Raw genomic sequence first — 25010 nt, 5'->3', positions numbered from 1 at the left:
CCCCGACCAATTATGGCCGGGGCTTTTTGCTTATACCTTACTGTAAGTAATGTCTATTGCTTGATCGCCTTGATCGTGTGCGGCACGATGTCCCGTGGCCAGTTCTGCCCGTCTACCGGCTCTTCTGAGATCTTATCCACTACTTCCATCCCTTCAATCACTTCTCCAAACACCGTGTATTCCTGGTCCAGAGACGGCTCACCTCCTATTGTAGTATAAAGCTTAATCTGCTCCGGGGTATACTTGATGTTGTGTTTCGCTTCGAAAGCCTTGAGTTCCTGCACTGTTTTGGGCTCGCCCTGCACAATGTAGAAGTTGTGCGAAGAAGACTCCTTTTCCGGGTTGCGCTCGTCGCCGTAGCGGGCCATGGCCAGAGCACCGCGCTTGTGGATGTATTTGGGGTTGAACTCCTGCGGAATTTTGTAGGCCCCGTTTTTCATGGTGCGGGTATCAGAGTCGCCGCCCTGCACGGCAAAGCCTTTCACAACACGGTAGAATTCTCCCTGGTCGTAGAAGCCTGCTTTGGTGAGGCGCAAAAAGTTGGCGCGGTGCAGGGGCGTTTCAGGGTATAGGCGCAGCTTGATGTCGCCGTGGCGCGTGCTGATCAGGATCAGGCTGTCAGTGTGCTCTTTCCCATAGGTAGTCAGTATTTCAACAGCATTCTCCGAGGTGAGTGGCTCGAGCCCGGCTTCTGTATCGGTCTCGATTTTCTCGGCTGTGGTTTGTTCTTCTGTTTTGGGTTGGCAGGCCGCGAGGCCAATGAAGAGAGCGATCACCCAAAGAAGAGACTGGGGGTAGCGTGTTTTTTTCGAATAGTTCATAGCGGTGAGTTTAGTGCGTCTGTTAATATAGTGAAATCAGAGTACAAGGTGCAAATAAAATTGGACTCCAGACTTATTAAAGTTAGATTAAAATTTAATTTTTTAAAGATAGTGCAGCGCTAATAGAAACCTTGCGTTAAGAGAGCCGTATAAAGCGCGCCTCAAAAATTCTGGAACCAGTATATACCTTGAAAAGGCGCTCTGTTGCAATGTAGCCCAGAAATTTGGTCCTGGTTTCAGTGCAATTTAAATGTTGTAACAACGTGTGGCTTGCAGATAGTGTTAAGTGCATTTCAGAAAAAAACTTTTAAAAAAATTATACTTTTATTTGGATATATAAATCCAGTTCAATAGTTTAGGTTCCACTATCCTTATAATAAACCTTAAAACTTTAACTAACCTAACATCTTTTTCAAGTATGAAAAACACCTTACGCGTTAAGAACGTCCTGCGTTCTGTACTATTTGGCGCAGCTCTCTCTTCTGCTGCCGTATCATTTACCTCTTGCGACTCTGAGGCTCCGGAAGCTACCGAAGTAGCAGAGAATTTACAGACTTCTACCCAGAACGGGGCAGTTATCAAAGGACAGTACATTGTTGTATTTAAGAAGGACGCCAACCAGCGTCTGGATGGTACTGTTACATACGCCGAGCGTGTAAACGCAGTGCGTGAAATGGGTCAGGAATTACTTTCTTCTAACGGCATTGCTGGTGCAACCATCGAGCAGGCCTTCGGACAGGCCATCGTAGGTGTGGCTGTTAAGATGGCTGACGACCAGATTGACGCACTTCGCAATGATAGCCGTGTAGCTTATATAGAGCAAGACAGAGTGGTGATGCTGGCGCCAGGCGGTGGCAAGCCAGGTGGCGGCGGCTCTACAGGCCAGACCGTACCTTACGGCATTGCGCGTGTGGGTTACGGTGACGGAACCGGTAAAACGGCTTGGGTGATCGACTCAGGCATCGACCTTGATCACCCAGATCTGAAAGTGGATGTGAACCGCAGCAGAACCTTCTTTACTTCAGGTAAAGATGCTGGATCGGCTGACGACGGAAACGGTCACGGTACGCACGTAGCGGGTACGATCGCAGCTAAAAACAACTCGATCGGTGTTATTGGTGTGGCGCACGATGCTACTGTGGTAGCCGTAAAAGTGCTTGACTCACGCGGTAGCGGCTCGTACTCTGGCGTAATTGCCGGCGTTGACTACGTAGCTTCTGCTGCTCAGTCAGGTGATGTAGCCAACATGAGCTTGGGTGGACCAACTTCTCAGGCGCTTGACGACGCTGTGGTTGCTGCTGCCAGCAAGGGTATTAAGTTTGCCCTGGCTGCCGGTAACGAGTCTACGCATGCCAACAACTCGTCTCCAGCCCGCGCTAACCACGCGAACATCTACACCGTGTCTGCCATGAACTCTTCTGATTCATGGGCCAGCTTCTCTAACTATGGCAACCCGCCGGTAGACGTTTGCGCCCCTGGTGTGAGCATCAACTCTACCTGGAAAGGTGGTGCCTACAACACGATTAGCGGTACGTCGATGGCGTCTCCGCACGTAGCCGGTCTGTTGCTGCACGGTCCACTTAGAACAAGTGGCACTGTGAAGAACGATCCGGACGGAAACGCTGATCCAATTGCCGTAAAGTAATCCGAACCATTAAGGATAGTGATACAGAACGGGCAGCCTTTTGGCTGCCCGTTTTTTTATGCCAACGCTTTGCGCATGACGAAGTCGTTCATCCAGTAGGGGCCGATCGGGATATCCTCTTCCTGGTATACCTGGTAACCACAGCGCTCATAAAATGCTTTCGCTTTGTTGTACTTGTTCACGTTCAGGTCCAGGTAGCGGGCTCCCGCCTTCCTTACCCGTTCTTCCACCGCCTCCAGCATAACCTTGCCCAGCCCGCTGCCCTGCCGAGAAGGGAGCAGGTATATTTTGTTCAATTTGTACACAGCTTTTGCAGAGTCCTTCACAGAATAGGCCGCAAATCCGACCGGTTCATCTCCATCGAGCACTAGGAGGAAAGTCTGGCCCTCCAGCATCTGTCGTTCCAAGGCTTCATAGGTATAGATCGCCTCAAACATATAGTCGATCTGCTCCCGCGACAGGATGGGGCGGTAAGTGGGCTCCCAAATGGCTTCGGCCAATTGATGGATGGTAGGTATGTCGGCTACTGCGGCTTCGCGAATGCTGAAATTACTGCGCATGGGTTGAGACGTTATGGTGCTGGCAACGAAGATAGTTGCTCCCGTATAAAAAGCCATTGTCTGTGCGGGGAGATTTTCCGCTTAAGGCAGAAGTTATACCTTTGTACACATACCTTAAAACCATCCACTATGAGAGCCATCTACCTGGAAGCCATCAACAGCCCTTTTGTACTGATCGAAAAAGAGAAACCCACTGCCGGACCTGGGGAAGCCATTGTGCAGATCAAAGCGGCCGCCCTTAACCACCGCGACGTCTGGATACAGTATGGCCGCTACTTCACCAAAGACTATCCGGCGATTCTAGGCTCGGATGGAGCGGGTATTGTGACGGAAGTAGGCGAAGGCGTGGACGAGAGCTGGCTGGGGCAGGAAGTTGTCATCGATCCCTCTACTGACTGGGGAAATAACCCACAGGCACACAGCAGGGAGTACAAAGTGCTGGGCATGCCTGAGGACGGTGCTTTTGCGGACTTCGTGAAAGTGAAGGCCTCCAACCTGCACCGTAAGCCGGCCCATCTGAGTTTTGAGGAAGCAGCAGCCTTGCCGCTGGCAGGCGTAACAGCCTGGCGCGCCATGTTTACGAAGTGCGGCCTGCAGGCAGGTGAGCGGGTGCTAATAACGGGCGCCGGTGGGGGAGTGGCGCTTTTTGCCGTGCAGTTTGCGGTAGCGGCTGGAGCGGAGGTATGGGTTACTTCGGGCTCAGACGAGAAAATCGAAAAGGCCAAAGCGCTAGGTGCAACTGGGGGTATAAACTATAAAAAAGAGAACTGGGGCAAGGAGCTGAAAGCCGAAGTGGGCGGATTTGATGTGAGCATCGACGGCGCTGCAGGCGAAGGCTTTGTGCAACTGGTCAAATTGGCCAAGCCCGGCGGCCGCATCGGCATCTACGGTGGCACTACCGGTATGATCGGGCAGATCAACCCGGCAGAAATTTTCTGGAAGCAACTGGCCATACACGGCAGCACCATGGGCACGAACCAGGACTTTGCAGATATGATTGCTTTTGTAGCCGAAAAGCAAGTGAAACCGGTCGTGGACATTGTGTTCCCGCTCGAAGAAACCGAGCAGGCCATGCGCTACATGGAAGCCGGCAAGCAGTTCGGGAAGATTGTAGTGAAGGTGAGTTAAGCTCTTCTTTAATATTCACACTGTATCTCGTTTTTTTCTGTCATCTCGACGAAAGGAGAGATCTGGATTTTTACAAAACCGGAGCGCCGATTCAGATTTCTCCCGAATAGAGGGCCCCCTGCCCCCAGGTCGAAATGACAGTATAGAGTTAAAAAGCGGAAGCCGGCTACCAAATCATTTGGCAGCCGGCTTCCGCTTTTTAGAGTACAATGAAGACTACTTCTATTAATTAATCATTCTTCATTAATCATTACTCCTTTATCCCCGCCAGCTTCAAAAAGAAAGCGTACTGCAGCGCTGTCTCTCGGTAAGGCTGGAAGCGGCCAGAGGCGCCGCCGTGTCCGGCTTCCATGTTGGTCTGGAAGAGCAGCAGGTTGTCGTCGGTCTTCAACTCACGCAGTTTGGCCACCCATTTGGCAGGCTCGAAGTATTGTACCTGCGAGTCGTGCAGACCGGTGGTAACGAGCATGTTCGGGTAGTCTTTGGCCTCTACGTTGTCGTAAGGCGAGTAGGAGAGCATGTAGTCGTAGGCGTCTTTGTTGGCCGGGTTGCCCCACTCGTCAAACTCGCCGGTGGTCAGCGGGATGCTGGTGTCGAGCATGGTGGTGACCACATCCACAAACGGCACGGCGGCGTGCATGCCTTTGTACAGATCGGGGCGCATGTTGGCAACAGCACCAATCAACAGGCCACCAGCGCTACCACCCTGTGCGAACAACTTGTCCGGATTGGTATAGCCCTGCTGAATCAGGTACTCGGATACATCAATAAAGTCCGTGAAGGTGTTCTTTTTCTTCATCAGTTTACCGTCCTCATACCACTGGCGGCCCATTTCCTGACCACCCCGGATGTGGGCAATGGCGTACACAAAGCCGCGGTCGAGCAGGCTGAGGCGCACGGAGCTAAAACCCGGGTTCATGCTAATGCCATAGGAACCGTAAGCGTACTGCAAGGTTGGGTTGTTGCCGTCGAGCTTTAGGCCTTTGCGGTACACCAGCGATACCGGAATTTTGTTGCCGTCCTTGGCGGTGGCGTAAATGCGCTTGGCTTCGTAGTTGTTCTTGTCAAAATCGCCCACCACTTCCTGTTCTTTCAACAGCGTTTTCTGCTTGGTTTCCATGTTATAGTCGAACGTGGAGCTTGGTGTGGTGAGGGAACTGTAGACATAACGCAGCACTTTGCTGTCGAAGTCTGGGTTGATGCTGATACCGGCGGTATAGGCTTCTTCTCCGAAGTCCACGTAGTAGTCGGTCTTCGGATCGTTCCACTTTTTCACGCGCAATTCTGTCAGGCCATTTTTACGCTCTTCCAACACCAGGTAGTCTTTGAAAATCTCTGTGTTTTCCAGGTAAGTATCAGCGCGGTGCGGAATCACTTCCTTCCAGTTCTGCTTGGCAGTTTTGCCCACCGGCGTTTTCATCAGCTTAAAGTTGGTCGCGCCGTCTTTGTTTGTGCGGATGTAAAAGCTGTCCCCAAAGTGGTCGACGCTGTACTCCAGTCCGCGCTCACGGGCTTGAATAACCTTAGGCGTGGCGGTTGGGTTGGCGGCATCCACGAAACGGTACTCTTGGGAGAGTGTGCTGCTGGAGCCGATGATGATGTACTTCTCCGATTTGGTCTTATACACAAAGGTGCTGAAGGTTTCGTCGGCCTCGTGGTATACCTCTTTGTCCTGCGAGGCAGGGGTGCCCAAGGTATGGCGGAAGATCTTGAAAGAGCGCAAGGCCGGGTCCTTCATGGTATAGAAAACGGTCTTGTTGTCATTGGCCCATACCGCTCCGCCCGTCGTGTTAGGTATACGGTCAGGCAGCAGTTCGCCGGTTTGCAGGTTTTTGAAGCGCAAGGTATACTGGCGGCGGCTGACGGTGTCTTCGCCAAAAGCTAGCAGCTGGTTGTTCGGACTCACGTTCATGCCGGCGGCTGCGTAGTAACTCTTGCCCTCGGCGCGCTCGTTGGCGTTGATCATGATTTCCTCTTTGGCCTCCAGGCTTCCTTTTTTGCGGGCGTAGATCGGGTATTCTTTGCCGGCCTCGAAACGGGTATAGTAGAAGTAACCGTTCTTCTTGTAAGGCACCGACTCGTCAGTTTGCTTGATGCGACCCACAATCTCGTTGAAAAGCTTTTCCTGCAGCGCTTCGGTATCGGCCATCACCTGCTTGGTATAGGCATTCTCGGCGTTCAGGTAGGCAATCACTTCCGGATTTTCGCGCTCGTTCATCCAGTAGTAATTGTCGACGCGGGTATGGCCGTGTGCTGTGAGCTCTTTTGGTTTCTTAGCGGCAACAGGTGGCTGCGGCAGGTTCGTCTCTTTGACTGCGGTGGTGTCAGTGGTTTGTCCGGCGGTGGCCGTTTCGGTGGTGGCTTGCTGCGTGGTGCTGCAGGCTGTGCCCGCCAGCAGGCAGGCCGATAGCAACAGGGCCGGAGCCGTCGTGCTGTTATGCGTTTTTTTCATAGTCCGTGTCTTTTAAACAGAATATAAAAATAAGGAAAATTTCTAGATTTTATCTTAAATAAAAGTTATGCATGCAGCGCATTTTTTTATACCTTGTCATCATTAAAAAACAACTAATCTGACACCCTATGGCAACACAAGAAGAATTTGAGCAGGCAGTGGCCCAGTCGAAGGAACTGACCGAGCGTCCGTCGAATAACATTTTGCTGCAACTATACAGCCTTTATAAGCAGGCCACGGAAGGCGACGTGAACACAGAGCGCCCGGGCGGCTTCGATTTCAAGAACATTGCCAAGTGGGATGCCTGGAAAAGCCTGCAGGGAACAAGCCCGGAAGATGCCCGCGCACAGTACGTGCAGTTGGTAAACAGTCTGAAGTAAGTTTAACTTCTATAAACAACAGGTATAAAAAAAGCGCCCCGAGGGGCGCTTTTTTAGTTTTCTTTCCAGGTATAGCTGCAGTCGTGGCACCCGAAACGTTTGCTGATGAAAGGCAGCGCTATACCTAGTACTCCTCCGAAAAACCCGCGTTCCGTCACGTTCTTTGACTCACAGATCGGGCAGGTCTCGGTGTCCCGGTATACCTGTGTGGGAGGCGCCAGCTCAATGTTGTCGTCGAGGATGTACTCGCTGGTGCCGCGCTCGATGCGGGACAGCAGCTCCAGAGCCTCTTCCACATCACCCTCCGTTACCTGCAGCTTCACGCCGCCCACTGCCAGTGAGTACAGGGGCTGGGCTGCAATGATCTGCTCGTCCCCCAGAAAACACAGAATTCCCTCCGCTTCGAGGCGGCCTTTCAGAATATGGGCTTCCGTAGGCTGGTTGAAAGTGGCAACGGTGACGAGGCGCTCTGCCATAAATTGTACAGGTGGTGTTAGGTCAGGATGGGTTTATTGTTTTTTAGGAGGCAGGTCGAAGGCCTCGGCATCGTGCTCGAAGTGCCCCTTGTGTGAGCCATCACAAAATGGTTTGTTCTTGGACATGCCGCAACGGCAGATCGAAACCAGTTCGCGGCCACCGAGCCCGTACACATTGCCGTGCTTGTCCACGATCTCAAACTCACCCTCTACTCGCAGCGAACCATTGCTGTTCACCGTAATTTTTGTCTTCGCCATTGTCATGTGTTTAGTGCAATAACAAATATAGCTTTTTTGAAGCAAAATTACCAGCCGACATCCGATGCCGGGAAAAGGCCAAAAACACCACAGCCCCCGGACGTGAACGGCCGGGGGCTGTGGTGCTAGCTGCGTGCGGGCATTAGTTGCTGTACACGTAGTTGAATGTCTGCGACTTGCCGTTAGGCAGTGTCACCGTCTGGCTGATCGGGTGACCGCTGTCGTCGTACTTGTAAGAGTAAGAACGCGTGAAGGTCTTCTGGCTGTTGTGCACTGCCATAGAAGAGCGCACCAGGTTGTTCGGGCTGCTGGCCGAGCCCGGCTCTGCAAAAGCATGCAGCGGGTTCGGGTTCGAATCGTATGAGTTTGTGGTCGTCGCGTAAAGCTTGGCTTCTCCTGATCCGTCGATCACGAACTGCTTCTCCTGCGCGAAGTTGCCGTTCGGCATTACTTCATAGGTAATGAAAGACTTCAGTTTGCCTTTCTCCTCCGTGCCTTCGTAAACCGACTTCTTGCTCAGTTTGTTGGCAGCGTCATAAGAGTAAGTAGAGTAGGTCTGGTACTCAGGCTTGCCACCTGTAAAGTAAGTGGATACCGATTTGCTCAGCTCACCTTTATCGCCATAGGTATAGTGGTGTTCTGTAACAAGTGCCTGGCTTTTGCCGGCGTAGGTTGAGCCCTTGATCAGGCGCCCCTTGTTGTCACGCTCATACTTGTCGAGGCTCTCCACTTCTCCGGTTTCCGGGTTGTAATGGTTCACCTGGTTGAGCTGCTTGCCCACCACTTTGTAAGAAGTAACCTCGGTGGAGTCCAGTGTAATGTGTGACAGGCTGCCACGGTCAAAAGTAGGCTCTGCGGACTCGCTGTCGTTTTTCTCGCAAGACGAAAGGGCTACCACGCCAAACACAAGCATGGCGGGTAAAAAACGGTTTTTCAATTTCATTTGGCTAAAAGTTGAAAAGTGAAAATAAATAAACCGCTGGGGCGCTTCCCCGGCAGTCTCAGGTAAAACGCCCTTTTGGACAAAATAATTGCACCGATGTAGAGAAAATTACAGCAGGTTGCCCGGTTGGCAGAATTTTACAACAGTTTATTGTGTGTAAACTCCTGATTTATACATTTTTGTGAATTGATTCCGCTCGTTAAAAAAGTTTCTGTTTGCATAAAAGTGCAATTTTAGTTGAGTGAGGCCTCTTGGGCGATCTGCAGCAACTCGTCGCCCGCATCAATATCATGGCGCAGCTGTTCCTGGAAATTGATCGAAATGCGGAGCGCCTTCAGCCCCTGTACTCCTTGTAATTCTTCGATCTCCAGGTCCTCAACCTCGTCCTCAATGTAACCCTCTGACTGTAAAAAGTCGATGTAGCGCCGGTACTCCTGTGCCTCGCGCGGCTGCGTGTACACAATGGCCACCTTGCCGGGCTGGGTGAGGCGCTCGCCCGTGCCGCGCAGCGTTGCCTTGTCTATTCGCTTCTTGATGATCTCGTAGCGGATGTTGTCGGCGCCCTCCACGTCAAATTTCTTCTCGTCTAGGCGGAAGCGGATGCAGATCGGGTTGTTGTGCACCAGAATCAGCTGTGTGATCTCGAGCGGTAGTTTCAGGTTCGCGCGCAGTTTGTGTATGCGGCGGGCAATCTCGCAGGTGAGCATCAGTTGCCACAGGCGCATGTTTTTAAGGTATAGCTCCTCAAAGTGGCCGCTGCTCAGGAGCGAGGACCCGATGTAGATGTTATACTCCAGCCCGTCGGTCTTATACTTCTCGAAATAGTGCGGAAAGATCTGCTGCGCCTTTTCCTCCTCCCGGTCCAGGAAGCTCGAAATGGTGTCGTTGATCAGGTATAGGCTCTCTTCGTACGCTCTCCGTTTGTTATACACCACCCCATTGGGGTTATTGATGGCTTTGCGGTAAGCCTCGATGGCCTTTGTGGTGGACGGGTACTTATGAGAAAAGTGATTGAAGAGCGGTTCGATCTCGCTGCGCAGAAACTCCAGCACCACCGCCTCGTCGCCCGAGCCCAGCTCCTGCACGATGCTCTGCGAGTACTTGTCTATCTTGAAGATCAACTCGTCCAGGATGGTAAGTGGCAGTTCGTCTTTGGCGGCCAGAATCACTTCTTTGGCCAGTACCAGCTGCTCGAGCAGGTCACCTTGTATGGCCTTGATGCGCTCCGAAGCCGAGCTGCGGATGTCTGACACCCCGTAGAGTGGATAAATGTCGCGGAACACGATCGGCTCGATCTCGGCCGGCACCTGGCGCTCCATCTTGTCGAGGAGGTTGATGGCGGCCTGTGTGAAGCGCCACTCCACGATCGGGTGAATGGCCGTGTACTTCTCCTTGATGATGTTCTGAATGCTGCTGCGCAACTCGTCCAGCATGCGGTTAAGCGCCAGCGCAAAGAGCGGCAATATCTCCTTGAGCTTGATGGTGGACAGTGCATTCAGTTCGCCAGGTATAGGCGAGGCCAACTCCAGCATCCCGATCAGTTTGCCTTCGTACTGAAGCGGTGCGATGATCAGGTTGCGTACGCCGGACCTGATCAGCTCCTGTTCGAGTCGGTTGGGCTCGTCGAGTTGCTCCAGGTCGTCTACTATAATGGTGTTGCCCTTGATGAGCACAGGCGCGTAGATGGATTCAGTCAGGTCCTCCAATTTGACATGGGAGTCTTTTTGAAGTACCAGCCCGTTCCAAGTTTTGCGGGTAAAGTTATTGTCGAACTCATGCAGGGCGGGCAGGGAAGCCAGTCCGAGCCGCAGTCCAGGCAGTCCAAACAGCACGCGCAATTTCTGCTGCAGACTTTCAAAGCCCTCCGGTGTGGTCACAGCATCCTGGTCGAGCAGGTCGTAGCGCAGCGATGAGATGGTCGCCTCGTTGGTCACGTCCGTGAAGTCGTAGATGGCAAAGCCGCTGAACTCAAAGTTCTCCGGCGGAATTTTCTGCATCCACAGATCCAGGTCGTTGTAGCGGTTGATCAGAAAGTTGATTTCCTGCGTGCTCAGTTTCTTGATCGGGCCCTTGGCCTTCACTTTCATGAACTTCAGATCGATGATCAGCTTGTAGTGCCGGTCCAGTTTGGTGAACTTGTCTTTGATGCTGAAGATAAAGGGTTCGTCCACGAAGAAATTGGCATTGTAGAACTTCTCCAGGATCAGGGTATAGGCTGAGAGCGTCTGCCGGAAAAGCAGCGTCTTAAGGTCGAGGTTGAGTTTTTGGGTATAGTCACCGCCCCCCAGCAAGTTCAGCTCCTCGAGGCGCGGCGTAGCGTAGAAGCTGTCGAAGTGAAAGGGCAGCACAGTGGCACGCAGATCGTTCTCCCAAAGGGCACTCGGAAAAATGTCCTCCATCAGAATATCAACCGTATCGATGTACTTGTTGATGAGCGATACATCTTCGATAGGCTCCAACAGCTCGGGGTTTTGGCGCAGCAGATCGGCCAGCTCGTTTACACGGGCCAAATTGCAGTTCGGGTCTGTCTTGATCTTGTTTTCCCAGTAAGACACCAGCGGTGACAGACTGAGGGTCGCCTTGAACGGAAACCGCTCGGCGCTCAGGATGATCTCGTCCCGGTTAGGTATAGAAACAACAGTTTCGTGGAAGTTGTCCCTTGTTTTGCGCATAGAAGTTTATTTGGTTTGATGGGGGAAGAACGTGTGTGGTACAATCCCAGGTGCAAGGCAGGCGAAATGCCTACCACTGCTTTAAACGTAAGCAACCGTAAAAAGATAGCGGGCGGTGTGTTATAGCGGGTGCAGGAAAAGGCAGCTAGCTTAAAAATATAGTGCCAACAAAATATTCTGGCATAATATTTACTAGGGGAGCTGTGTTAAAAGAGTATTCCGACATTTAATTAAGACCAACCTATGAAGAAGCTATTTGTTTCCGCCCTGCTGTTGTTGATGGGCCTGAGCACGTTGAACGCGCAAGCCCAGACCAAAACCAAGCTGGAGCAGGACCTGGAGGATTTCCGCAATTGGATGAACAAAAGAGTCAGTCAGGGCGATAGCATAACAAGGGCTGAATGGCCCGCCGTGAAGCAGGAGTTCAGAACTCGTACCCAAAATCTGGACCGCAGCAGCAGCCAAATGAACGAAGCCTCAAAACAGGAATATGGTCAGCTGAAGAACCAGTACCAGGAGTGGGAGGCGGAACATGAAGAGCGCTATGGTCAGCCCCTCAGCCGCGAGACGGCTGCTAACTGGGAGCGCCGTCTGGCCGGCACTAACAAGATCGGGCAGCTCAAGGCAAGCCAGTTACGCGGCACCTTTGTGCGGTTCATGGAAAACGTGCGGGCGCAACGCACCGATTGGAGCCTGCGCGATTGGGACTATGCCGAGCACGTATACCTGCAGCTCAACGACCGTAAGCAACAGGTGCTCAGCCAAATGACCAACAGCGATAAAATGAAAGTAGCGGCCTTGCAAGTAGAGTTCAATACTCTGCGCAAAAGCCGCGACGCCAAAGACAGGTATAACCAGATGCGCGAGCAACGGTAATCCGAGTGTGTACCTGGACTTAGTGACAAAGGACTACTTGACTAAGGACGGTTGCGCTTCTTAGGGTTGAGGTGTGCCAGGGTTGATCCCCGGTAACATCAGTTCCTGAATGCGTCTAACCCGTTTTTCCTGTGTCAAATAGTCCTTTGGCAAACAATCTATTGTCTTTGATCTAAATAGCATTCTGGCCCTTGGTTCCACCCGACTGATCGCCTTTGTTGCGTCCCTGGTTCGGGCTCTTGTCCTGCTGCTGGTCGCTCAGGCTGCGGTTTCCTTCCTGGCCACCTTTCTTTTTCGCCTCAGGCTGTTGCTGCGACTTGTTCTTGTCCTGGTTGTGTCCCTTTGTCATAGCTTTTTTAAGTTTGGTTTCGTCTTGAGTTTACGAAGCCCATCCGGATGGGTTGATGGCCCCCGAAGCAGGATGAAGGTTTAACTGAAGTGCTATACCTGTACACGCATATCCTTTAGGTATAGGGATGTGCAGGTATACCGGCTTTGCGATGTGCATAACCGCGTTGGTAAGTTTCAGGGATTGAGACAGGCAGGCACGAAAAAAAGCTTTAATTTGCAGCCGGTTTTCTTCACCCATTATACCATTACCATGCACATTGCGATCGTCGGCAACATTGGCGCCGGCAAAACTACCCTGGCCACCAAACTTTCCCAGCATTTTAAGTGGGAGCTATACCTGGAGGCAGTCGAGAATAACCCTTACCTGAAGGATTTTTATGAGGACATGGAGCGTTGGGCTTTTCACCTGCAAGTCTACTTCCTAAACAGCCGCTTCGGACAGGTGCAGCAGATCCAGGCTAAGGACGGGCACGTGATCCAGGACCGCACCATTTACGAAGACGCTTATATTTTCGCCAAGAACCTACACGACTCCGGGTTGATGAGCACGCGCGATTACGAGAACTACTTTGCGCTGTTCCAGTCCATGATCAGCATGGTAAAAGCACCCGACCTGATGATCTATCTGAAGGCCGACCTGCCGAAACTGATCGGGCAAATCGAGAAGCGTAACCGCGAGTACGAGAACAACATCAGCATCAATTACCTGCGCAACCTCAACGAGCATTACAACACTTGGATGAGCAGCTACGACCAGGGTAAATTGCTGGTGATCGATGTGAACAACATGGACTTCGTGGCGAACCCGGAGGATCTGGGGAGCATTATTGAGAGAATCAACGGGGAATTGTTTGGCCTGTTTTAACGCTGGTCGAAAACATCGCCTAAGGTATAAGCCGCTGTCGCCGCAAGGTGCAGCGGCTTTTTCTTTTTGCCCGTCAGTTGACAAGGCATAGGACTCGCCTCCCTATACCTGAAGTTGCCAGATGAGCGAATGCTATCAGTAGATGAAACCTGCCAGCCAGTCCGCGCCTCCGAATAAAAAAAATTTCAGCTTGAAGATCACAACTGACACACCAATTGCGCCCCATTCAATGCGCCGCCTGAATTTCTTATCCTCGAGATAGGGATCCGACTGAGTCAGTTGCTTGAGAACCTGGGCGGTTGCCTTTTTTCTATACTTAGTTTTGGGGCTTTTGGGCTGTAGAAGTGTTAGCATATCATATCATTTGAGAAGAGGTACCTCTTTGCAATTAACAAAGTTATATTATTTATAATAATGTTTCTTTTTAATGATTGTGATATTGTATTATTTGAAGTATGCTTATATGCTTAAGCAGTTGGGGTAACTATAGGTATTGCACTATCTGCAGGCAAGGAATTTAGAGCTTTTTTAAAGTAGCCTGTTTTCCTGACCTATAAAGCACATGAATCCCGGGTAAAACGCAGCGAGTGCTGCCATTGCTAATCAACCTTTTGTAATCTTTGATATTTATATTTATACTTAAACCAGCAAGCTGCCTGGTAAGCATTTCGCTGCCATTTGCGGCTTGCACCTTTGAGTCATCGTCCTTTACCCCAGAAAAATAAAACTAACCTTATACCTACATGAAATCACGCCATCTCATACTAGCCTCGGCTGTAGCTGCCATGACCGCTGCCTGCACCGGAAACACAACCAACGAGGCGCAAACCACCAACACCGAGCAGACCGAAGCCACCACCAACGACCTGCAGCAAAAGCTCGGTATGTACACGACCGTGCGCCTGACGACAGACCTGAGTGGACTAAGCGACAAGGAGCGGCAGATGATTCCGCTGCTGATCGAGGCCAGCAACATCATGGATGAGCTGTTCTGGTATGAGGCTTATGGCAAAAAAGACTCTTTGTTGAGTGCCCTGACCGACGATGCCGCCCGCCAGTTCGTGATGATCAATTACGGTCCCTGGGACAGACTCAATAACAACGAACCGTTTATACCGGGCGTGGGCCCCAAGCCCGATGCGGCCAACTTCTACCCGCATGACATGACGAAGGAGGAGTTCGAAAAATCAACCTTGAAAGACAAAGCTAGCCAGTATACCTTCCTGCGCCGCGACGACAAGGGGCAGCTGATCACGGTGCCTTACCATGTGCAGTTCAAAGAGCAGGTGAAGCGGGCGTCTGATCTGCTGCGTCAGGCGGCCAACCTGGCGGATGAGCCGGGCCTGAAGAAGTACCTGAGCCTACGTGCTGACGCCCTGCTCAACGACAACTACCAGCCCAGCGACCTGGCCTGGATGGACATGAAGAACAACCGCATCGACGTGGTGATCGGCCCGATCGAGACTTACGAGGACAAAGTGTTTGGTTATAAAGCGGCCCACGAAGCTTATGTGCTGATCAAGGACATGGACTGGAGCAAGCGACTCGAGAAGTATGCGGCCTTCCTGCCAGAACTGCAACGCGGTCTGCCGGTGCCAGCCAATTACAAAAAAGAGACGCCGGGCACGGACTCCGACCTGAACGCCTACGACGTGGTGTACTACGCCGGCGACTGCAACGCGGGCAGCAAGACCATTGCCATTAACCTGCCCAACGATGAGGAGGTGCAGCTGAAGAAAGGCACCCGCCGACTGCAGCTCAAAAACGCCATGCAGGCCAAGTTCGATAAGATCATGCTGCCGATTGCGGACGAGCTGATCGCCGATGACCAGAAGCAGCACATCACCTTCGATGCCTTCTTTGCCAACACCATGTTCCACGAAGTGGCGCACGGTTTGGGCATCAAAAACACTATCAACGGCAAAGGTACCGTGCGTGAGGCTTTAAAAGAGCACGCTTCGGCGTTGGAAGAAGGCAAGGCCGACATCCTGGGCCTCTACATGATCACGCAATTGCATAAGAAAGGTGAAGTGAGCGGCAGTCTCGAAGACTACTATACCACGTTCATGGCAGGTATTTTCCGCTCAGTACGCTTTGGTGCGGCCAGTGCACACGGCAAGGCCAACATGGTGCGCTTCAACTTCTTTAAAGAAAACGGGGCCTTCGAGCGCGACGCGCAGACCGGCAAGTACCGCGTGAACTACGCCAAAATGGGGGAGGCCATGAACAAACTGTCGGAGCTGATTCTGACACTGCAGGGCAATGGTGACTATGCTGGCGTTGGCAGATTGCTGAATGAAGACGGCCAGATCAGTGCCGAACTGCAGTCCGACCTCGACCGCCTGAGCAAAGCCAACATTCCGGTGGACGTGGTGTTTGAGCAGGGCGTGGACGTGCTTGGCCTCAAGTAACAGGTATGGCACTACTGCACTGGAAACAGCAGGACCTGACCACCCGGCGGTATACCGTAAGTGACGAAAATGGGCAGGTTGGTGAGCTCGCCTTCAGGGGCTGGACCAGCAACGACGCCGATTTCAGCTCGGAGCGCATTAACCTGTACTTTCAGAGGCAAGGCTGGCTCCAGCATGACGTTACCATCCATTTCAAAGATGAAGTGATTGGCATGAGCAAGACCTCAGGCTTTGGAAAGACCACAACTACCCTGGTAACAGGCGAGCAATTCACGTTTCAGGGCAAGTCGCTGGACAGTACCCGGGAGCTGTTGGACGAAGCTGGCAATTCGTTGATGCGCTTTGAGCAAGGTAGCTTTAGCATGTCAAGCGGTCAGATTACCATTGCCCGGGACATTCCGGAGCTGACCAGGCTGCTGCTGGTGGCCACCGGGCTTTACCTAAGGCACCTCGGGCAGTAGCAGGTCATTTTTTGGATTAATTTCCTTAGGTTTAAGCTGCTAAATATTTGAATGCCTAAAGATAAGGCCCTGCCAACCGGCGGGGCCTTTTTCATTATGGCGTCTTTTGGTAAGCTTTTGTGGGTTTGCAGGCGCTGAGGGTAGATTGTGGAAAATTGCCTTCAAATATAGACAACTTTATAAGTGGCATGGGAGTAAAACTGTTCTCCAACTCACTTTAAATCAAATAATTAATCATGAAAAATTTTGTAAAATCATTCTACGATTTTAACAGAGACAGTCCCCAGGAGCGCCAGGAACGCAACAAACTATACCCTGAACTGGCCAAGTTTCACATTGCCCTTCGCGAGGAAATGAGCGAAGAAGAGTATCAGGCATTCTACAGAGCGGAACGAGAAGCCGCCCGAAACCTGATGATCCCTAACCAAACCACCCCAACTCAATGGATTCGAATGTAAGTCGCACTGACGATAGAAATTGAAAAAGGTAAACCCGAGCAGGTTTACCTTTTTTGTTTGTACTCATTTAGAAGAAGTTGCTTGCTATACCTGCATGGATTTTCCTTCAACCTCTATTAGCTGAATATGCTTATTACATCCTTTATACAAATAGAAACCAGCCAAAGGCATGATCGTCAGTGGCGGAATAAATGCCCAGATCATACCCATACCGTAGCGCAGCCCTAATGAAAGCACTGGTAAGAGCATAAGGAGTGAAGCTGCTAATAAAACAATGGCTCCTACTTTTATAGCTCGCTTCAGATGGATGCTTTTAGTAGAGTAAGAAAAAAGAATATATCCATTGATAACTAGGCTTGACAAGGTGACCAGGTCAAAGTCTAAAACAAGCATAAAGAGCCCCGCCACTATGTTTAATATTACCCAGGCTAACAAGGTTATTTTATAAGTAGTATTGGTGACGACGGCTATTTTCATTCGGCTTGGCGCTGTTTCATTAAAGTCTTTCTAAAATCAAGGAGGCTCCCTCTTCACCCACCAGCGAACCGATGGCCACTCCCATACCACCCATGCGCACGGCACAGCACACATGCTCCGATACCGGTTGCACAATGGTCGTTTTGCCAGGACCTACACCCATGATGCCGCTCCATCGCTGCTCCACTTCGTAAGGTATACCGGGCAGAATGACTTCGCGCAGCAGCTCGTCAAGTTTGTTTTGCACCAATTCCGTCAGGCCCATTTCAGTCGTTTCCTCGGTTTTGAAGTCGAGGTTGCGGCCGCCGCCGAACAGCACGCGGTTGCCGATGTTGCGGAAGTAGTAGAAGCCCTTGTCGTAGTGGAAGGTGCCTTTGAACCGCAGGTCAGGTATAGGTTTGGTGATGAGCACCTGTGCCCGGGCAGGCACCACCTGCAGCTGCGGCAGCAGTTGGCGGGCAAAACCATTCGTCGCTACCAGGGCCGCACGGGCAGGTATAGCAATGCCTTGTTTGGTGAGGGCGGTTATACCTGTGCTTTCTTCCTGCAGACTTTCAATCTCCAGCCCGTTCAGTACGATCACACCCAGGCCCTGTACCTTCTGCGTAAGCGCTAGGATCATCTTTCCCGTGTCGATCTGGCCTTCGGCGGTGCTCTCGATCAGGTGGGCAACCTGCTTAAAACCGAACGCGCTGATCTTGTGGTCGGCCAAACGGTAAATGTCCTGCTCACCCGTTACCTGCTGCAGCTGCTCGTTCAGGTAGGGCATTTGCTCCAGACAGGCTTCGTAAAGCGGCTGCTGGCTTTCTTCAAACAATTCATAGCCGCCCCAGCGGTGAAAGTCGATGGCCTGGTCACCAAGGTTCTGGCGCAGGCGCTGCAGTCCGCGCCAGCGGCGCTCCACCAGCGCAAAAACCTCTTCCTCACTGTGGAGGCTCAGGTCGTCGAGCAGCTCGGAGGGACTGCCGAAGCAGGCGAAGCCGGCGTTGCGGGTGCTGGCCCCAGTGGGCAGCAAGCCGCGCTCCACCACCATCACTTTCAGGGTAGGCTGCTGCATTTTCAGGTATAGCGCCGCGTTCAGGCCCACAATGCCGCTGCCCACGATGAGCACATCTACGTGGCTGAAATACGATTCCTTTTCCCAGAAGCTCAACTCCATGGCTACTCGTCTTCGCGGGTATAGGTATGCCTGTAGTTGCGGGCCGTTGCCTCGTCTATTATCTCAAAGCCGGTCAGCATAATTTCGCGCTCACCGCTGTTGTAGCCACGCACAAAAACGCCTTCCGGGCTTTCATAAATCGAGTAGTTGTGGCGGCCGAAAGGGTAGAGGTTGTTGCTTCGTAGCGTAGTCGCATTGGTGAGGTCAGCTGTACGGCCGTCCGGTGTTTTGATGATGAATTTCTTTTTATCTGCTGTCATGTTTCGCAATCTTCTAAAATCTTATCCAAGATAGCACTAATCTCGGAAGCATGGCTCAAAACCATCAGGTGGCCGGCTCTTTTTACTTTGATGATGCCCGGGTAAGTGCCCATCGGCAGGATGCGGTCGGCGGTGCCGTGAATCATCACGCAATTTTCATAGTGATCGGGTTGGTGCCAGTTGAGCAGCTGTCCGATGGCCCAACGCAAGAAAGTTGGGTCAGTTTCGAGGATCACTTGCTTGAGAAGCACTTTCTCGGCTTTGGTGCTGGCTCCGAACAGCATCGGACCCACAAAATGGAATCGTTTGAGCCAGGACACAGGTATAACACGGTGCAGGCGCAGGAAACCCATCAGCCGGTAGTACCAGGGCAGGATCTTGCTGCTGGCGATGCTCGAGATCAGGATTGTTTTGCGTGGGTTCAGGAATTTGGAAAGCTCTATGGCCACCACGCCGCCAAAGGACATACCCACCAGTACCGGATTAGGTTCGGTAATCTGCTCGGCTAGTCGCACCGCATAATCATGGAGCGGCTCGTCTTCGTGGGGTTGAATCCAGCGCACGTATACCTTGTTTTTGCATTTGATGTGCAGAAACTGGAACATGCGCTCGTCCGCTCCGAGGCCGCTGATAAAATAAACGGTGCTCATATAGCTTTGCAATTACGGCCATTAGCCGTGTGGGGCAGCAAAGCTACGGCTTTTCTGCTAATCGAGCAGGGCCACGTCTTGGCGCAGGAATGACAGCACGTCCTGCACCGTCTCCTCTGCCCGCTCCTCCATTGGAATATGGCCGGCACCTGCATAGCGTTTCAGTTGAGCTCTTCTTATACCTTTCTCAAAGCGGCTGGCATCCGCAACCGGCACCCAGGCGTCGGCTTCACCCCATAGGATCAGGGTAGGAGCCTGCACCTTTGCCAGCTTGTGCAGGTTGTCGCCGTCCACCGTGTTGAGGCGGTCGATCAGGGCGCTGCGGTTGCCCTCGCGCAGCAGCAAATCGTGGCTCAGGCTGATGGTTTCCGGTTTCAGTTTGGTATCATCGCCGTATACCTCCCGCAGACTCTGGGCTACAATAAAGCGGGGCGTTAAATATTTCATGGAGTGTTTGAGCAAGGGCGTCTGGGCCATCCGGAAAGGCAGCGTGATGCTTTTGTCGTTGGCATTGGTGACGCCGGTGGGAGAGACCAGGATCAGCTTCTGCACCCGCTCCGGATGCGTGGCGGCAAAGTCGTAGGCGATCTGCCCGCCCAGCGAGCTGCCTCCTATATGCGCTTGCTCAATATCCAGGCTGTCCATAAACTGCAGGAGCAGGTCGCGGTAATAGTTGATGGAGTAGGCGCCGGAGGCATTGGGTCCCGTCAGGCCGAAGCCGGGTAGGTCGAGCCGCAGCACCCGGTACTGCTTGCTGAGTTCCGCAGACCAGCCGTCCCAGGTATGGAGCGAGGCGGCCGTGCCATGCAGCAGAATGATCGGCATGCCCTGTCCCTCGTCGCGGTAATGCAGGTTGGCGCCGGCTATGTTCATAAACCGGGAGGATTCATTCGTATACCTTGCTTTCACCTCTTCGGCAGGTATATCCGCCCTGATCATCAGCACAACAGCAAGCGGAACGGCCAGTGCTGCATACTTAAGCTTGAAACGCATGGCTTTGGGGATGTTTTGTCTCTTGTACTAAAGTATGAAATTGTTAGCTGAGTTGTTGCGCGCCTACTCCGGTTTTTCATTCCAAAAGATGATCGCAAACAAAAAAGCAGCCTGCCATACCTGACAGACTGCTTTCCTGTTCCAGAGCGAAACTCTTACAAGTCGGACGACTGCTTGAACTTGCTTCCGAAGAAATAATAAACCGGTATACCCAGCGCCACAATGATCAGGCCCGGCCAGGTATAGACTGGTTTGTAGATCAGCAGGATGATACAGATGCCTGAGGCAAGCAGCACGTAGAGTGCAGGCAGTACCGGGTAGCCGAACGCCTTGTACGGACGTTTCAGGTCCGGGCGACGCACGCGCAGCACAAACACCCCGATGATGGTGAGGATATAAAAGAGCATCACGGCAAAGATTACGTAGTCGAGCAGGTCGTTGTACGTGCCGGAGAGGCAAAGCAGACAGGCCCAGAGGCACTGCAGCCACAGTGCCGCAGCCGGTACGCCGTTTTTATTCAGGCGGCCCATTCTTTCGAAAAACAAACCGTCTTTGGCAATGGCATAGTATACCCGCGCGCCGGATAGAATGGCGCCGTTGTTACAGCCAAAGGTAGAGATCATGATCAGGATGGCGATGCCCACGGTGGCCGGGTAGCCGCCGATCACTTCTGCCACCGCTGTTGCCACGCGGTCGTTGGAGGCGTACTTGATGCCCTGGCCGATCACATCGGTTGCGTTCGGGTCGCCGTTGATTGGCAGCACGAGCAGGTATACGAGGTTAATGATCAGGTATAAGCCCATCACAATCGCGCTGCCAATCACCATGCTGAGCACGATGGTGCGCTTCGGGTTCACGATTTCGTCACCCGAGAAGCCAATGTTGTTCCAGGAGTCGGCCGAAAACAAAGCACCCACCATGGCAATGCCGATGGCAGTGATCAGCGCCATCCCTACCGGAGGCGCCTCGCTGGCACCAGAGGCGGCTGCTGCAGCCCCCCAGAAGTCAGAGAAATTGGCCTGCACTGCCGTATCGTTGATGCCAAAGAGCAGACCGAACAGAATCAGGCCGAAAAGGGCGATGAGCTTGGTGCTACCAAAGATGTTCTGAATCATTTTGCCGCTTTTCACGCCGCGCGAATTGATATAGGTCAGGTATAGGATGCTGGCGATGGCCAGCAGCTGCACAGAGGTGAAATTAAAGCTGCCTACAGAAAACAGCACGTTGCTCTCGCTGAACCAAGGTATAAGCACTCCCGTGAAACGCGCAAAGGCGACCCCCACCGCCGCGATTACACCCGTCTGGATCACAAGAAACAGCGTCCAGCCATACAGGAAGGCTACCATCTTATTATAGGCCTCTTTCAGGTAGACGTACTGCCCGCCCACTTTCGGGAACATGGAGGAGAGCTCGCCGTAGCTGATGGCGCCCACCATGGTCAGGAAGCCCGATAGCACCCACACCAGCAGCATGTTGCCCGGACTTACCACTGCTCTGGATATATCGGCCGTCACGATAAAAATGCCCGAGCCGATCATGCCGCCAGTCACGATCATGATCGCATCAAAAAGCGTGATCTCCCGCTTGAATCCGCTTTGTTGTTCTTCCTGCTGTACGCGCTTTACTTCTTCTGTATGCTGCATAAAAGCTATTTTATACCTTTCTGGATAGCTATAAGCCCTTAAAATCGGCTAAAGCTGAAGGGCAAAATTAAGGCTAATTCCCGGGGAAATGGCAAACGCCGCGCATTATCTGTGATTAAGCTTATACCTATTTAAATATATAGCACTATACCTGGTATAGTTTGCCTTTTTTGGCTCTATAAGAGTGTAGCCGTTCGTCTGGTTTTTCAGGTGTTTCACGGACAATTTTAGTCACTTGGTATAAAACAGTAGTAAATTAAGCAACAGTACCTTGCATAACAAAGTACTATAGAATAACTTTGTCACAGTAAATAATTGATAACCATTTAAAAATAAAGCCATGAAAGTATTATTCGTAATCGCCGCCACTGTTTCTTGCTTCGGTCTTGCTATGCAACCAGCTTCTAAAAACACACAGCCAATCAACGCCGCTATTGCCAGCCACGTTGAAATGGAAGTAGAAAAACCAGTGATGACTGTGCTGCTCGACACTGTCGTGATCACACCTGTTGCCCCTCATGCGGTAGCTGCTAACGTGCGCTAAGCCGTTGCAGCCCGCTGGCTGGCGGCAGCGTCATCCTGTTCCAGCAGCCAATCCTCGGCTTCGTGCCGAACACTAAAGTTTTTCATGGAGAGTCGGGGCGAGATGCGCTCTTGAAGCTCCCGGGCAGCGAGCCTGCTGAACATGCTGAAGGAGTATACGTGCGCTATGTAGCGCAGGCCTGCCTGGAGCACCTGGGGCAGCCACTCAAACCGAAGCCAGTCGTTCGCCTCCTGCCAGTCGCCAGTCACCTCCGACTTGTCGTTGAGCAGTTTCGTGCAGGGTTCTTTTCTGATCAGTTCAAGAAAGGCCTGGGCTGCGCAAACCACATTGTCGGCCGTTATATGGCCCTGCCACTTGGCTTCAATATAGTCCTGTTTGCGCTGTATGGTTACGTACGCTTCGCCCATTATGTGGCGCAGCACAATTGGTGCAGTTGGCTTGGTTTCAGGCCGGATCATTTCAGGTGCCATAGGGGTACTGTCGTTAGATGCCCCTCAATGTAAAACAATTCGCACACCTCACCCTCAAAAGTCGCCCTGTTTTGAGTGGAGCACCCTCCTGGAAGGGTAAATGGCTCTGCTTCAGGTAGTAGCAGCTGTCTGCTCGATTCCTACGAACACACCCTCTTCTCTTACCTCTACCCGGTGAAACGCTGCTTTTCGGGTTCGAAACTCGCATTCACGCCCGTCCCGCATGCTATAGCGGTAGCTGTGCCAGGGGCATATGACTTCATCCAGGTAATTGGTCGTGCCTTTGCTGAGGGAGTAGCCCAGATGCGGGCACGTATCGTCGAGGGCGAAAAAGCCGGAAGCGGTATGGGCAAAGCAAATGGCCCGGCCATCTAGCTTCAATTGCTTCAGTTTGCGCAGAGGCACCTGCTCACGGGCCTCGGTTACGCTATCAAATACTTTGTGCCAGGTATAGCGCGTCTCTTGCTTTTCCATCTGCTTAGTAATTGCTCACCCGTACGGCCGAGGCATGGACCTGTACCGGAAAGGATTCCATGACTTGCTCATCAAACCAGGCCTCCACCAACTGCCCCTCACGCAGGTGCTCGAGCCGGAGTGTGGCTCCCTCCACATTTTCGATGTGTGTTTTGGCATCGATACGCAATGTCGCCTTGGTGTGACCCGTCTGCAGGCCCTCCACCGATTCAACGAGCAGTACGGCTACGCCCTCTTTCTTCTTCGAGTTGGTTTTTTTGATGTTCGTGATGCTGCCCCGCATGTCGGGCTGCGTGCTGGGGATCTGAAAGCCGTCCTGTGTCTGGCATCCAGCCAGGAGGAGAGCCGCCAGGGGAAGTATGCTCAGGTATTTTTTCATGCGTGTAAGAGTCGTGCCTTACCGACAGCCCGTGTGGGCCTGGCCGGTTTTTGACCTTTGTACGCATGCAGCAGCGGATTAGTGGTGGCTCAGCCGCACTTTATTTGCTCTGATTAAGCTACTCGCATGAACTGCTCAGACAGCTCTCTGCGCAGGCTGTCGCCTTGGGTATAATAGGAAAGGAAATCGCTGCGGCGGCAGGTGGCCGGGCGTGGTTCCTGGTGTAGGGTGAGGCGGGAGCGTTTGCCCACTGTTAGCAGACCGATCCCTTTTCGCTCGCAAAGCTTGGAGAGGTAGTCGGCCATGGCATTGCTACGCCAGCACAGGCTGCTCACCCGTATGCCCAGCCATTGGTGGTCGGCCGGCTGCTGCTTGAGTTGGTCTACCGCCGCTTTCAACTGCTGCTGAATGTAGCGTTTGCGCAATCTTGAATGCAAGTGAAAGCCGATAAAAGCAAGTAGGGCAGGGATGGAGGCCATGATGAGCCAGCTTCCGGTGAGGTAGCAAAGGTAAGCTGCAGTGCCAAAAATGGCAGTAGCCGTGAGGTAGCGACTTTTGCCCAAGCCGTTTTTCTTATAGGTGCTCAGCAGTCGGGCAAGCTTGTGGGAAGCAGAAGTATTGAGTGAGACGGCAAAAAAGCAATTATCATGTTTCTGGTAAGCAAACAGCGCGTCTGCAAAGGTGCCCTGGTGGGTGGCCACCAGTCTGTTTACCAATAAACCAGATTTTTTTTCATGTTTGGCATAGTAGGATCCGAGGAACTCGATGGCCTGGTCTCCAATTCTGCTTTCTGCCATATGCGTCAGTTGTTAGTAGCCTTCAAATACTTTGTTTCATAGTCGGGGCTACCCAGTTAAACTGACGAGCCTCAGGCAGGATGCGGCAAGTGTCTTCCACTTTTTTACAAATATAGCGAGGGTTAAATATAAAGCTAGTAATTAGATTATTTATTTTTAAAATTTACTTTAGCGTATATGTTTCTTCGATAAGTCCTGCCTGTTCATATTACTATTCTATACCTTCTGGCTTCGAGTTATCAGGCTTCCGGCCGTTTTAAATACAAAAGTTTTGTGCTCATTGTTATATGTCGGGTTAGAACGACTTTCTGTCTTGTAAAACCTGAAAAGCTGGTGAGGCTAACGCAAATTTTTTAGATTTACGGCACGGCAGACCGCTCACGTTCACCGCTTCTTTAACTAAAACC

28 protein-coding genes are annotated in these 25010 nt (G+C 52.1%); 9 read left to right on the top strand and 19 right to left on the bottom strand.

Annotation, left to right across the window (positions count from 1 at the left end):
• Positions 1-53: 53 nt before the first annotated feature.
• Complete coding sequence (locus B0B12_RS16405) at positions 54-821, bottom strand: peptidylprolyl isomerase (RefSeq protein ID WP_076671072.1); 768 nt, start codon at positions 819-821, stop codon at positions 54-56.
• Between the two features lie 418 nt (positions 822-1239).
• On the opposite strand from B0B12_RS16405, the gene B0B12_RS16400 reads away from it, so the two are divergent.
• Positions 1240-2466: a S8 family serine peptidase gene (locus B0B12_RS16400; RefSeq protein ID WP_076671070.1), complete on the top strand. Its 1227-nt coding sequence runs from the start codon at positions 1240-1242 to the stop codon at positions 2464-2466.
• A gap of 56 nt (positions 2467-2522) precedes the next feature.
• Here the strand turns inward: B0B12_RS16400 and B0B12_RS16395 are convergent, their stop codons facing one another.
• Positions 2523-3026, bottom strand: coding sequence for a GNAT family N-acetyltransferase (locus tag B0B12_RS16395; protein WP_076671068.1), 504 nt, complete (start codon positions 3024-3026; stop codon positions 2523-2525).
• 129 nt (positions 3027-3155) lie between these two features.
• Here B0B12_RS16395 and B0B12_RS16390 point away from each other — a divergent pair, with 129 nt between their 5' ends.
• Positions 3156-4154, top strand: coding sequence for a zinc-binding dehydrogenase (locus tag B0B12_RS16390; protein WP_076671066.1), 999 nt, complete (start codon positions 3156-3158; stop codon positions 4152-4154).
• 250 nt (positions 4155-4404) lie between these two features.
• Here the strand turns inward: B0B12_RS16390 and B0B12_RS16385 are convergent, their stop codons facing one another.
• Positions 4405-6606 carry a S9 family peptidase gene (locus tag B0B12_RS16385; RefSeq protein ID WP_076671065.1) on the bottom strand — a complete coding sequence of 734 codons (2202 nt, stop codon included), beginning with the start codon at positions 6604-6606 and terminating at the stop codon, positions 4405-4407.
• Positions 6607-6734: 128 nt separating this feature from the next.
• Here B0B12_RS16385 and B0B12_RS16380 point away from each other — a divergent pair, with 128 nt between their 5' ends.
• Complete coding sequence (locus tag B0B12_RS16380; protein ID WP_076671063.1) at positions 6735-6986, top strand: acyl-CoA-binding protein; 252 nt, start codon at positions 6735-6737, stop codon at positions 6984-6986.
• Between the two features lie 53 nt (positions 6987-7039).
• Here B0B12_RS16380 and B0B12_RS16375 read toward each other — a convergent pair whose 3' ends face one another.
• The 4 genes from B0B12_RS16375 to B0B12_RS16360 form a co-directional block, all read right to left on the bottom strand.
• The gene (locus B0B12_RS16375) at positions 7040-7462 is read right to left on the bottom strand and encodes a putative signal transducing protein (RefSeq protein WP_076671061.1); all 423 of its coding nucleotides are present in this window, start codon (positions 7460-7462) and stop codon (positions 7040-7042) included.
• A 33-nt stretch (positions 7463-7495) separates the two neighbouring features.
• Positions 7496-7720: a CDGSH iron-sulfur domain-containing protein gene (locus B0B12_RS16370; protein ID WP_076671060.1), complete on the bottom strand. Its 225-nt coding sequence runs from the start codon at positions 7718-7720 to the stop codon at positions 7496-7498.
• Between the two features lie 142 nt (positions 7721-7862).
• Positions 7863-8663: a hypothetical protein gene (locus B0B12_RS16365; RefSeq protein WP_076671058.1), complete on the bottom strand. Its 801-nt coding sequence runs from the start codon at positions 8661-8663 to the stop codon at positions 7863-7865.
• Between the two features lie 233 nt (positions 8664-8896).
• Entirely contained in the window at positions 8897-11335 is a 2439-nt protein-coding gene (locus B0B12_RS16360) for a GAF domain-containing protein (RefSeq protein WP_076671056.1), read from the bottom strand.
• A gap of 243 nt (positions 11336-11578) precedes the next feature.
• On the opposite strand from B0B12_RS16360, the gene B0B12_RS16355 reads away from it, so the two are divergent.
• On the top strand, positions 11579-12211 hold the full coding sequence (locus B0B12_RS16355) for a DUF6565 domain-containing protein (RefSeq protein ID WP_076671055.1): 633 nt from the start codon (positions 11579-11581) through the stop codon (positions 12209-12211).
• A gap of 172 nt (positions 12212-12383) precedes the next feature.
• Here B0B12_RS16355 and B0B12_RS20405 read toward each other — a convergent pair whose 3' ends face one another.
• On the bottom strand, positions 12384-12560 hold the full coding sequence (locus B0B12_RS20405; protein ID WP_170871893.1) for a hypothetical protein: 177 nt from the start codon (positions 12558-12560) through the stop codon (positions 12384-12386).
• 30 nt (positions 12561-12590) lie between these two features.
• Positions 12591-12719, bottom strand: coding sequence for a hypothetical protein (locus tag B0B12_RS20695; protein WP_280173754.1), 129 nt, complete (start codon positions 12717-12719; stop codon positions 12591-12593).
• Between the two features lie 93 nt (positions 12720-12812).
• Here B0B12_RS20695 and B0B12_RS16350 point away from each other — a divergent pair, with 93 nt between their 5' ends.
• The 4 genes from B0B12_RS16350 to B0B12_RS16330 all read left to right on the top strand — a co-directional run bounded on the left by B0B12_RS16350 (position 12813) and on the right by B0B12_RS16330 (position 16757).
• On the top strand, positions 12813-13427 hold the full coding sequence (locus B0B12_RS16350) for a deoxynucleoside kinase (RefSeq protein ID WP_076671348.1): 615 nt from the start codon (positions 12813-12815) through the stop codon (positions 13425-13427).
• A gap of 743 nt (positions 13428-14170) precedes the next feature.
• A complete protein-coding gene (locus B0B12_RS16340) occupies positions 14171-15838 on the top strand; it encodes a dipeptidyl-peptidase 3 family protein (protein WP_076671046.1) in 1668 nt (555 codons plus the stop codon).
• Positions 15839-15843: 5 nt separating this feature from the next.
• Positions 15844-16299 carry a hypothetical protein gene (locus tag B0B12_RS16335; RefSeq protein ID WP_076671044.1) on the top strand — a complete coding sequence of 152 codons (456 nt, stop codon included), beginning with the start codon at positions 15844-15846 and terminating at the stop codon, positions 16297-16299.
• A gap of 236 nt (positions 16300-16535) precedes the next feature.
• Positions 16536-16757 carry a hypothetical protein gene (locus B0B12_RS16330; RefSeq protein WP_076671040.1) on the top strand — a complete coding sequence of 74 codons (222 nt, stop codon included), beginning with the start codon at positions 16536-16538 and terminating at the stop codon, positions 16755-16757.
• Positions 16758-16841: 84 nt separating this feature from the next.
• Here the strand turns inward: B0B12_RS16330 and B0B12_RS16325 are convergent, their stop codons facing one another.
• From B0B12_RS16325 to B0B12_RS16300, 6 genes are all read right to left on the bottom strand, one after another.
• The gene (locus B0B12_RS16325; protein WP_076671038.1) at positions 16842-17234 is read right to left on the bottom strand and encodes a hypothetical protein; all 393 of its coding nucleotides are present in this window, start codon (positions 17232-17234) and stop codon (positions 16842-16844) included.
• Positions 17235-17253: 19 nt separating this feature from the next.
• Positions 17254-18393: an NAD(P)/FAD-dependent oxidoreductase gene (locus B0B12_RS16320; RefSeq protein ID WP_076671036.1), complete on the bottom strand. Its 1140-nt coding sequence runs from the start codon at positions 18391-18393 to the stop codon at positions 17254-17256.
• A gap of 2 nt (positions 18394-18395) precedes the next feature.
• Positions 18396-18653: a hypothetical protein gene (locus tag B0B12_RS16315; protein ID WP_076671034.1), complete on the bottom strand. Its 258-nt coding sequence runs from the start codon at positions 18651-18653 to the stop codon at positions 18396-18398.
• Positions 18650-19303 (bottom strand): alpha/beta hydrolase, encoded by a 654-nt coding sequence (locus B0B12_RS16310; protein ID WP_076671033.1) that lies wholly within the window; start codon positions 19301-19303, stop codon positions 18650-18652. Before B0B12_RS16310 ends, B0B12_RS16315 begins: the two co-directional genes overlap by 4 nt.
• A gap of 57 nt (positions 19304-19360) precedes the next feature.
• Positions 19361-20296: an alpha/beta fold hydrolase gene (locus tag B0B12_RS16305; protein ID WP_076671031.1), complete on the bottom strand. Its 936-nt coding sequence runs from the start codon at positions 20294-20296 to the stop codon at positions 19361-19363.
• Positions 20297-20451: 155 nt separating this feature from the next.
• The gene (locus B0B12_RS16300) at positions 20452-21939 is read right to left on the bottom strand and encodes an APC family permease (protein ID WP_076671029.1); all 1488 of its coding nucleotides are present in this window, start codon (positions 21937-21939) and stop codon (positions 20452-20454) included.
• Positions 21940-22279: 340 nt separating this feature from the next.
• Here B0B12_RS16300 and B0B12_RS16295 point away from each other — a divergent pair, with 340 nt between their 5' ends.
• On the top strand, positions 22280-22483 hold the full coding sequence (locus tag B0B12_RS16295; protein ID WP_076671027.1) for a hypothetical protein: 204 nt from the start codon (positions 22280-22282) through the stop codon (positions 22481-22483).
• Here B0B12_RS16295 and B0B12_RS16290 read toward each other — a convergent pair.
• The 4 genes from B0B12_RS16290 to B0B12_RS16275 form a co-directional block, all read right to left on the bottom strand.
• Positions 22480-22953 carry a hypothetical protein gene (locus B0B12_RS16290; protein ID WP_244554740.1) on the bottom strand — a complete coding sequence of 158 codons (474 nt, stop codon included), beginning with the start codon at positions 22951-22953 and terminating at the stop codon, positions 22480-22482. The genes B0B12_RS16295 and B0B12_RS16290 overlap by 4 nt on opposite strands.
• 111 nt (positions 22954-23064) lie before the next feature.
• Positions 23065-23427, bottom strand: a complete 363-nt coding sequence (locus tag B0B12_RS16285; RefSeq protein ID WP_076671025.1) for a Rieske (2Fe-2S) protein — start codon at positions 23425-23427, stop codon at positions 23065-23067.
• A gap of 4 nt (positions 23428-23431) precedes the next feature.
• Positions 23432-23806 (bottom strand): DUF3221 domain-containing protein, encoded by a 375-nt coding sequence (locus B0B12_RS16280; protein WP_076671023.1) that lies wholly within the window; start codon positions 23804-23806, stop codon positions 23432-23434.
• A 113-nt stretch (positions 23807-23919) separates the two neighbouring features.
• Positions 23920-24603 carry a hypothetical protein gene (locus B0B12_RS16275; RefSeq protein ID WP_076671021.1) on the bottom strand — a complete coding sequence of 228 codons (684 nt, stop codon included), beginning with the start codon at positions 24601-24603 and terminating at the stop codon, positions 23920-23922.
• Positions 24604-25010: the final 407 nt, after the last annotated feature.

Origin of the sequence: Pontibacter indicus (assembly GCF_900156345.1) — a bacterium.
In the GTDB taxonomy this organism is placed as follows: Bacteria; Bacteroidota; Bacteroidia; order Cytophagales; family Hymenobacteraceae; genus Pontibacter; species Pontibacter indicus.
The sequence above is the reverse complement of the archived record's forward strand: the minus strand, read 5'-3'. Positions and strand labels throughout refer to the sequence as shown.

What these genes read in the sequence shown, in the direction of transcription:
- B0B12_RS16405 (WP_076671072.1), bottom strand. Translation starts at nt 821, where the DNA reads ATGAACTATTCGAAAAAAACACGCTACCCCCAGTCTCTTCTTTGGGTG.
- B0B12_RS16400 (WP_076671070.1), top strand. Translation starts at nt 1,240, where the DNA reads ATGAAAAACACCTTACGCGTTAAGAACGTCCTGCGTTCTGTACTATTT.
- B0B12_RS16395 (WP_076671068.1), bottom strand. Translation starts at nt 3,026, where the DNA reads ATGCGCAGTAATTTCAGCATTCGCGAAGCCGCAGTAGCCGACATACCT.
- B0B12_RS16390 (WP_076671066.1), top strand. Translation starts at nt 3,156, where the DNA reads ATGAGAGCCATCTACCTGGAAGCCATCAACAGCCCTTTTGTACTGATC.
- B0B12_RS16385 (WP_076671065.1), bottom strand. Translation starts at nt 6,606, where the DNA reads ATGAAAAAAACGCATAACAGCACGACGGCTCCGGCCCTGTTGCTATCG.
- B0B12_RS16380 (WP_076671063.1), top strand. Translation starts at nt 6,735, where the DNA reads ATGGCAACACAAGAAGAATTTGAGCAGGCAGTGGCCCAGTCGAAGGAA.
- B0B12_RS16375 (WP_076671061.1), bottom strand. Translation starts at nt 7,462, where the DNA reads ATGGCAGAGCGCCTCGTCACCGTTGCCACTTTCAACCAGCCTACGGAA.
- B0B12_RS16370 (WP_076671060.1), bottom strand. Translation starts at nt 7,720, where the DNA reads ATGGCGAAGACAAAAATTACGGTGAACAGCAATGGTTCGCTGCGAGTA.
- B0B12_RS16365 (WP_076671058.1), bottom strand. Translation starts at nt 8,663, where the DNA reads ATGAAATTGAAAAACCGTTTTTTACCCGCCATGCTTGTGTTTGGCGTG.
- B0B12_RS16360 (WP_076671056.1), bottom strand. Translation starts at nt 11,335, where the DNA reads ATGCGCAAAACAAGGGACAACTTCCACGAAACTGTTGTTTCTATACCT.
- B0B12_RS16355 (WP_076671055.1), top strand. Translation starts at nt 11,579, where the DNA reads ATGAAGAAGCTATTTGTTTCCGCCCTGCTGTTGTTGATGGGCCTGAGC.
- B0B12_RS20405 (WP_170871893.1), bottom strand. Translation starts at nt 12,560, where the DNA reads ATGACAAAGGGACACAACCAGGACAAGAACAAGTCGCAGCAACAGCCT.
- B0B12_RS20695 (WP_280173754.1), bottom strand. Translation starts at nt 12,719, where the DNA reads ATGCACATCGCAAAGCCGGTATACCTGCACATCCCTATACCTAAAGGA.
- B0B12_RS16350 (WP_076671348.1), top strand. Translation starts at nt 12,813, where the DNA reads ATGCACATTGCGATCGTCGGCAACATTGGCGCCGGCAAAACTACCCTG.
- B0B12_RS16340 (WP_076671046.1), top strand. Translation starts at nt 14,171, where the DNA reads ATGAAATCACGCCATCTCATACTAGCCTCGGCTGTAGCTGCCATGACC.
- B0B12_RS16335 (WP_076671044.1), top strand. Translation starts at nt 15,844, where the DNA reads ATGGCACTACTGCACTGGAAACAGCAGGACCTGACCACCCGGCGGTAT.
- B0B12_RS16330 (WP_076671040.1), top strand. Translation starts at nt 16,536, where the DNA reads ATGAAAAATTTTGTAAAATCATTCTACGATTTTAACAGAGACAGTCCC.
- B0B12_RS16325 (WP_076671038.1), bottom strand. Translation starts at nt 17,234, where the DNA reads ATGAAAATAGCCGTCGTCACCAATACTACTTATAAAATAACCTTGTTA.
- B0B12_RS16320 (WP_076671036.1), bottom strand. Translation starts at nt 18,393, where the DNA reads ATGGAGTTGAGCTTCTGGGAAAAGGAATCGTATTTCAGCCACGTAGAT.
- B0B12_RS16315 (WP_076671034.1), bottom strand. Translation starts at nt 18,653, where the DNA reads ATGACAGCAGATAAAAAGAAATTCATCATCAAAACACCGGACGGCCGT.
- B0B12_RS16310 (WP_076671033.1), bottom strand. Translation starts at nt 19,303, where the DNA reads ATGAGCACCGTTTATTTTATCAGCGGCCTCGGAGCGGACGAGCGCATG.
- B0B12_RS16305 (WP_076671031.1), bottom strand. Translation starts at nt 20,296, where the DNA reads ATGCGTTTCAAGCTTAAGTATGCAGCACTGGCCGTTCCGCTTGCTGTT.
- B0B12_RS16300 (WP_076671029.1), bottom strand. Translation starts at nt 21,939, where the DNA reads ATGCAGCATACAGAAGAAGTAAAGCGCGTACAGCAGGAAGAACAACAA.
- B0B12_RS16295 (WP_076671027.1), top strand. Translation starts at nt 22,280, where the DNA reads ATGAAAGTATTATTCGTAATCGCCGCCACTGTTTCTTGCTTCGGTCTT.
- B0B12_RS16290 (WP_244554740.1), bottom strand. Translation starts at nt 22,953, where the DNA reads ATGGCACCTGAAATGATCCGGCCTGAAACCAAGCCAACTGCACCAATT.
- B0B12_RS16285 (WP_076671025.1), bottom strand. Translation starts at nt 23,427, where the DNA reads ATGGAAAAGCAAGAGACGCGCTATACCTGGCACAAAGTATTTGATAGC.
- B0B12_RS16280 (WP_076671023.1), bottom strand. Translation starts at nt 23,806, where the DNA reads ATGAAAAAATACCTGAGCATACTTCCCCTGGCGGCTCTCCTCCTGGCT.
- B0B12_RS16275 (WP_076671021.1), bottom strand. Translation starts at nt 24,603, where the DNA reads ATGGCAGAAAGCAGAATTGGAGACCAGGCCATCGAGTTCCTCGGATCC.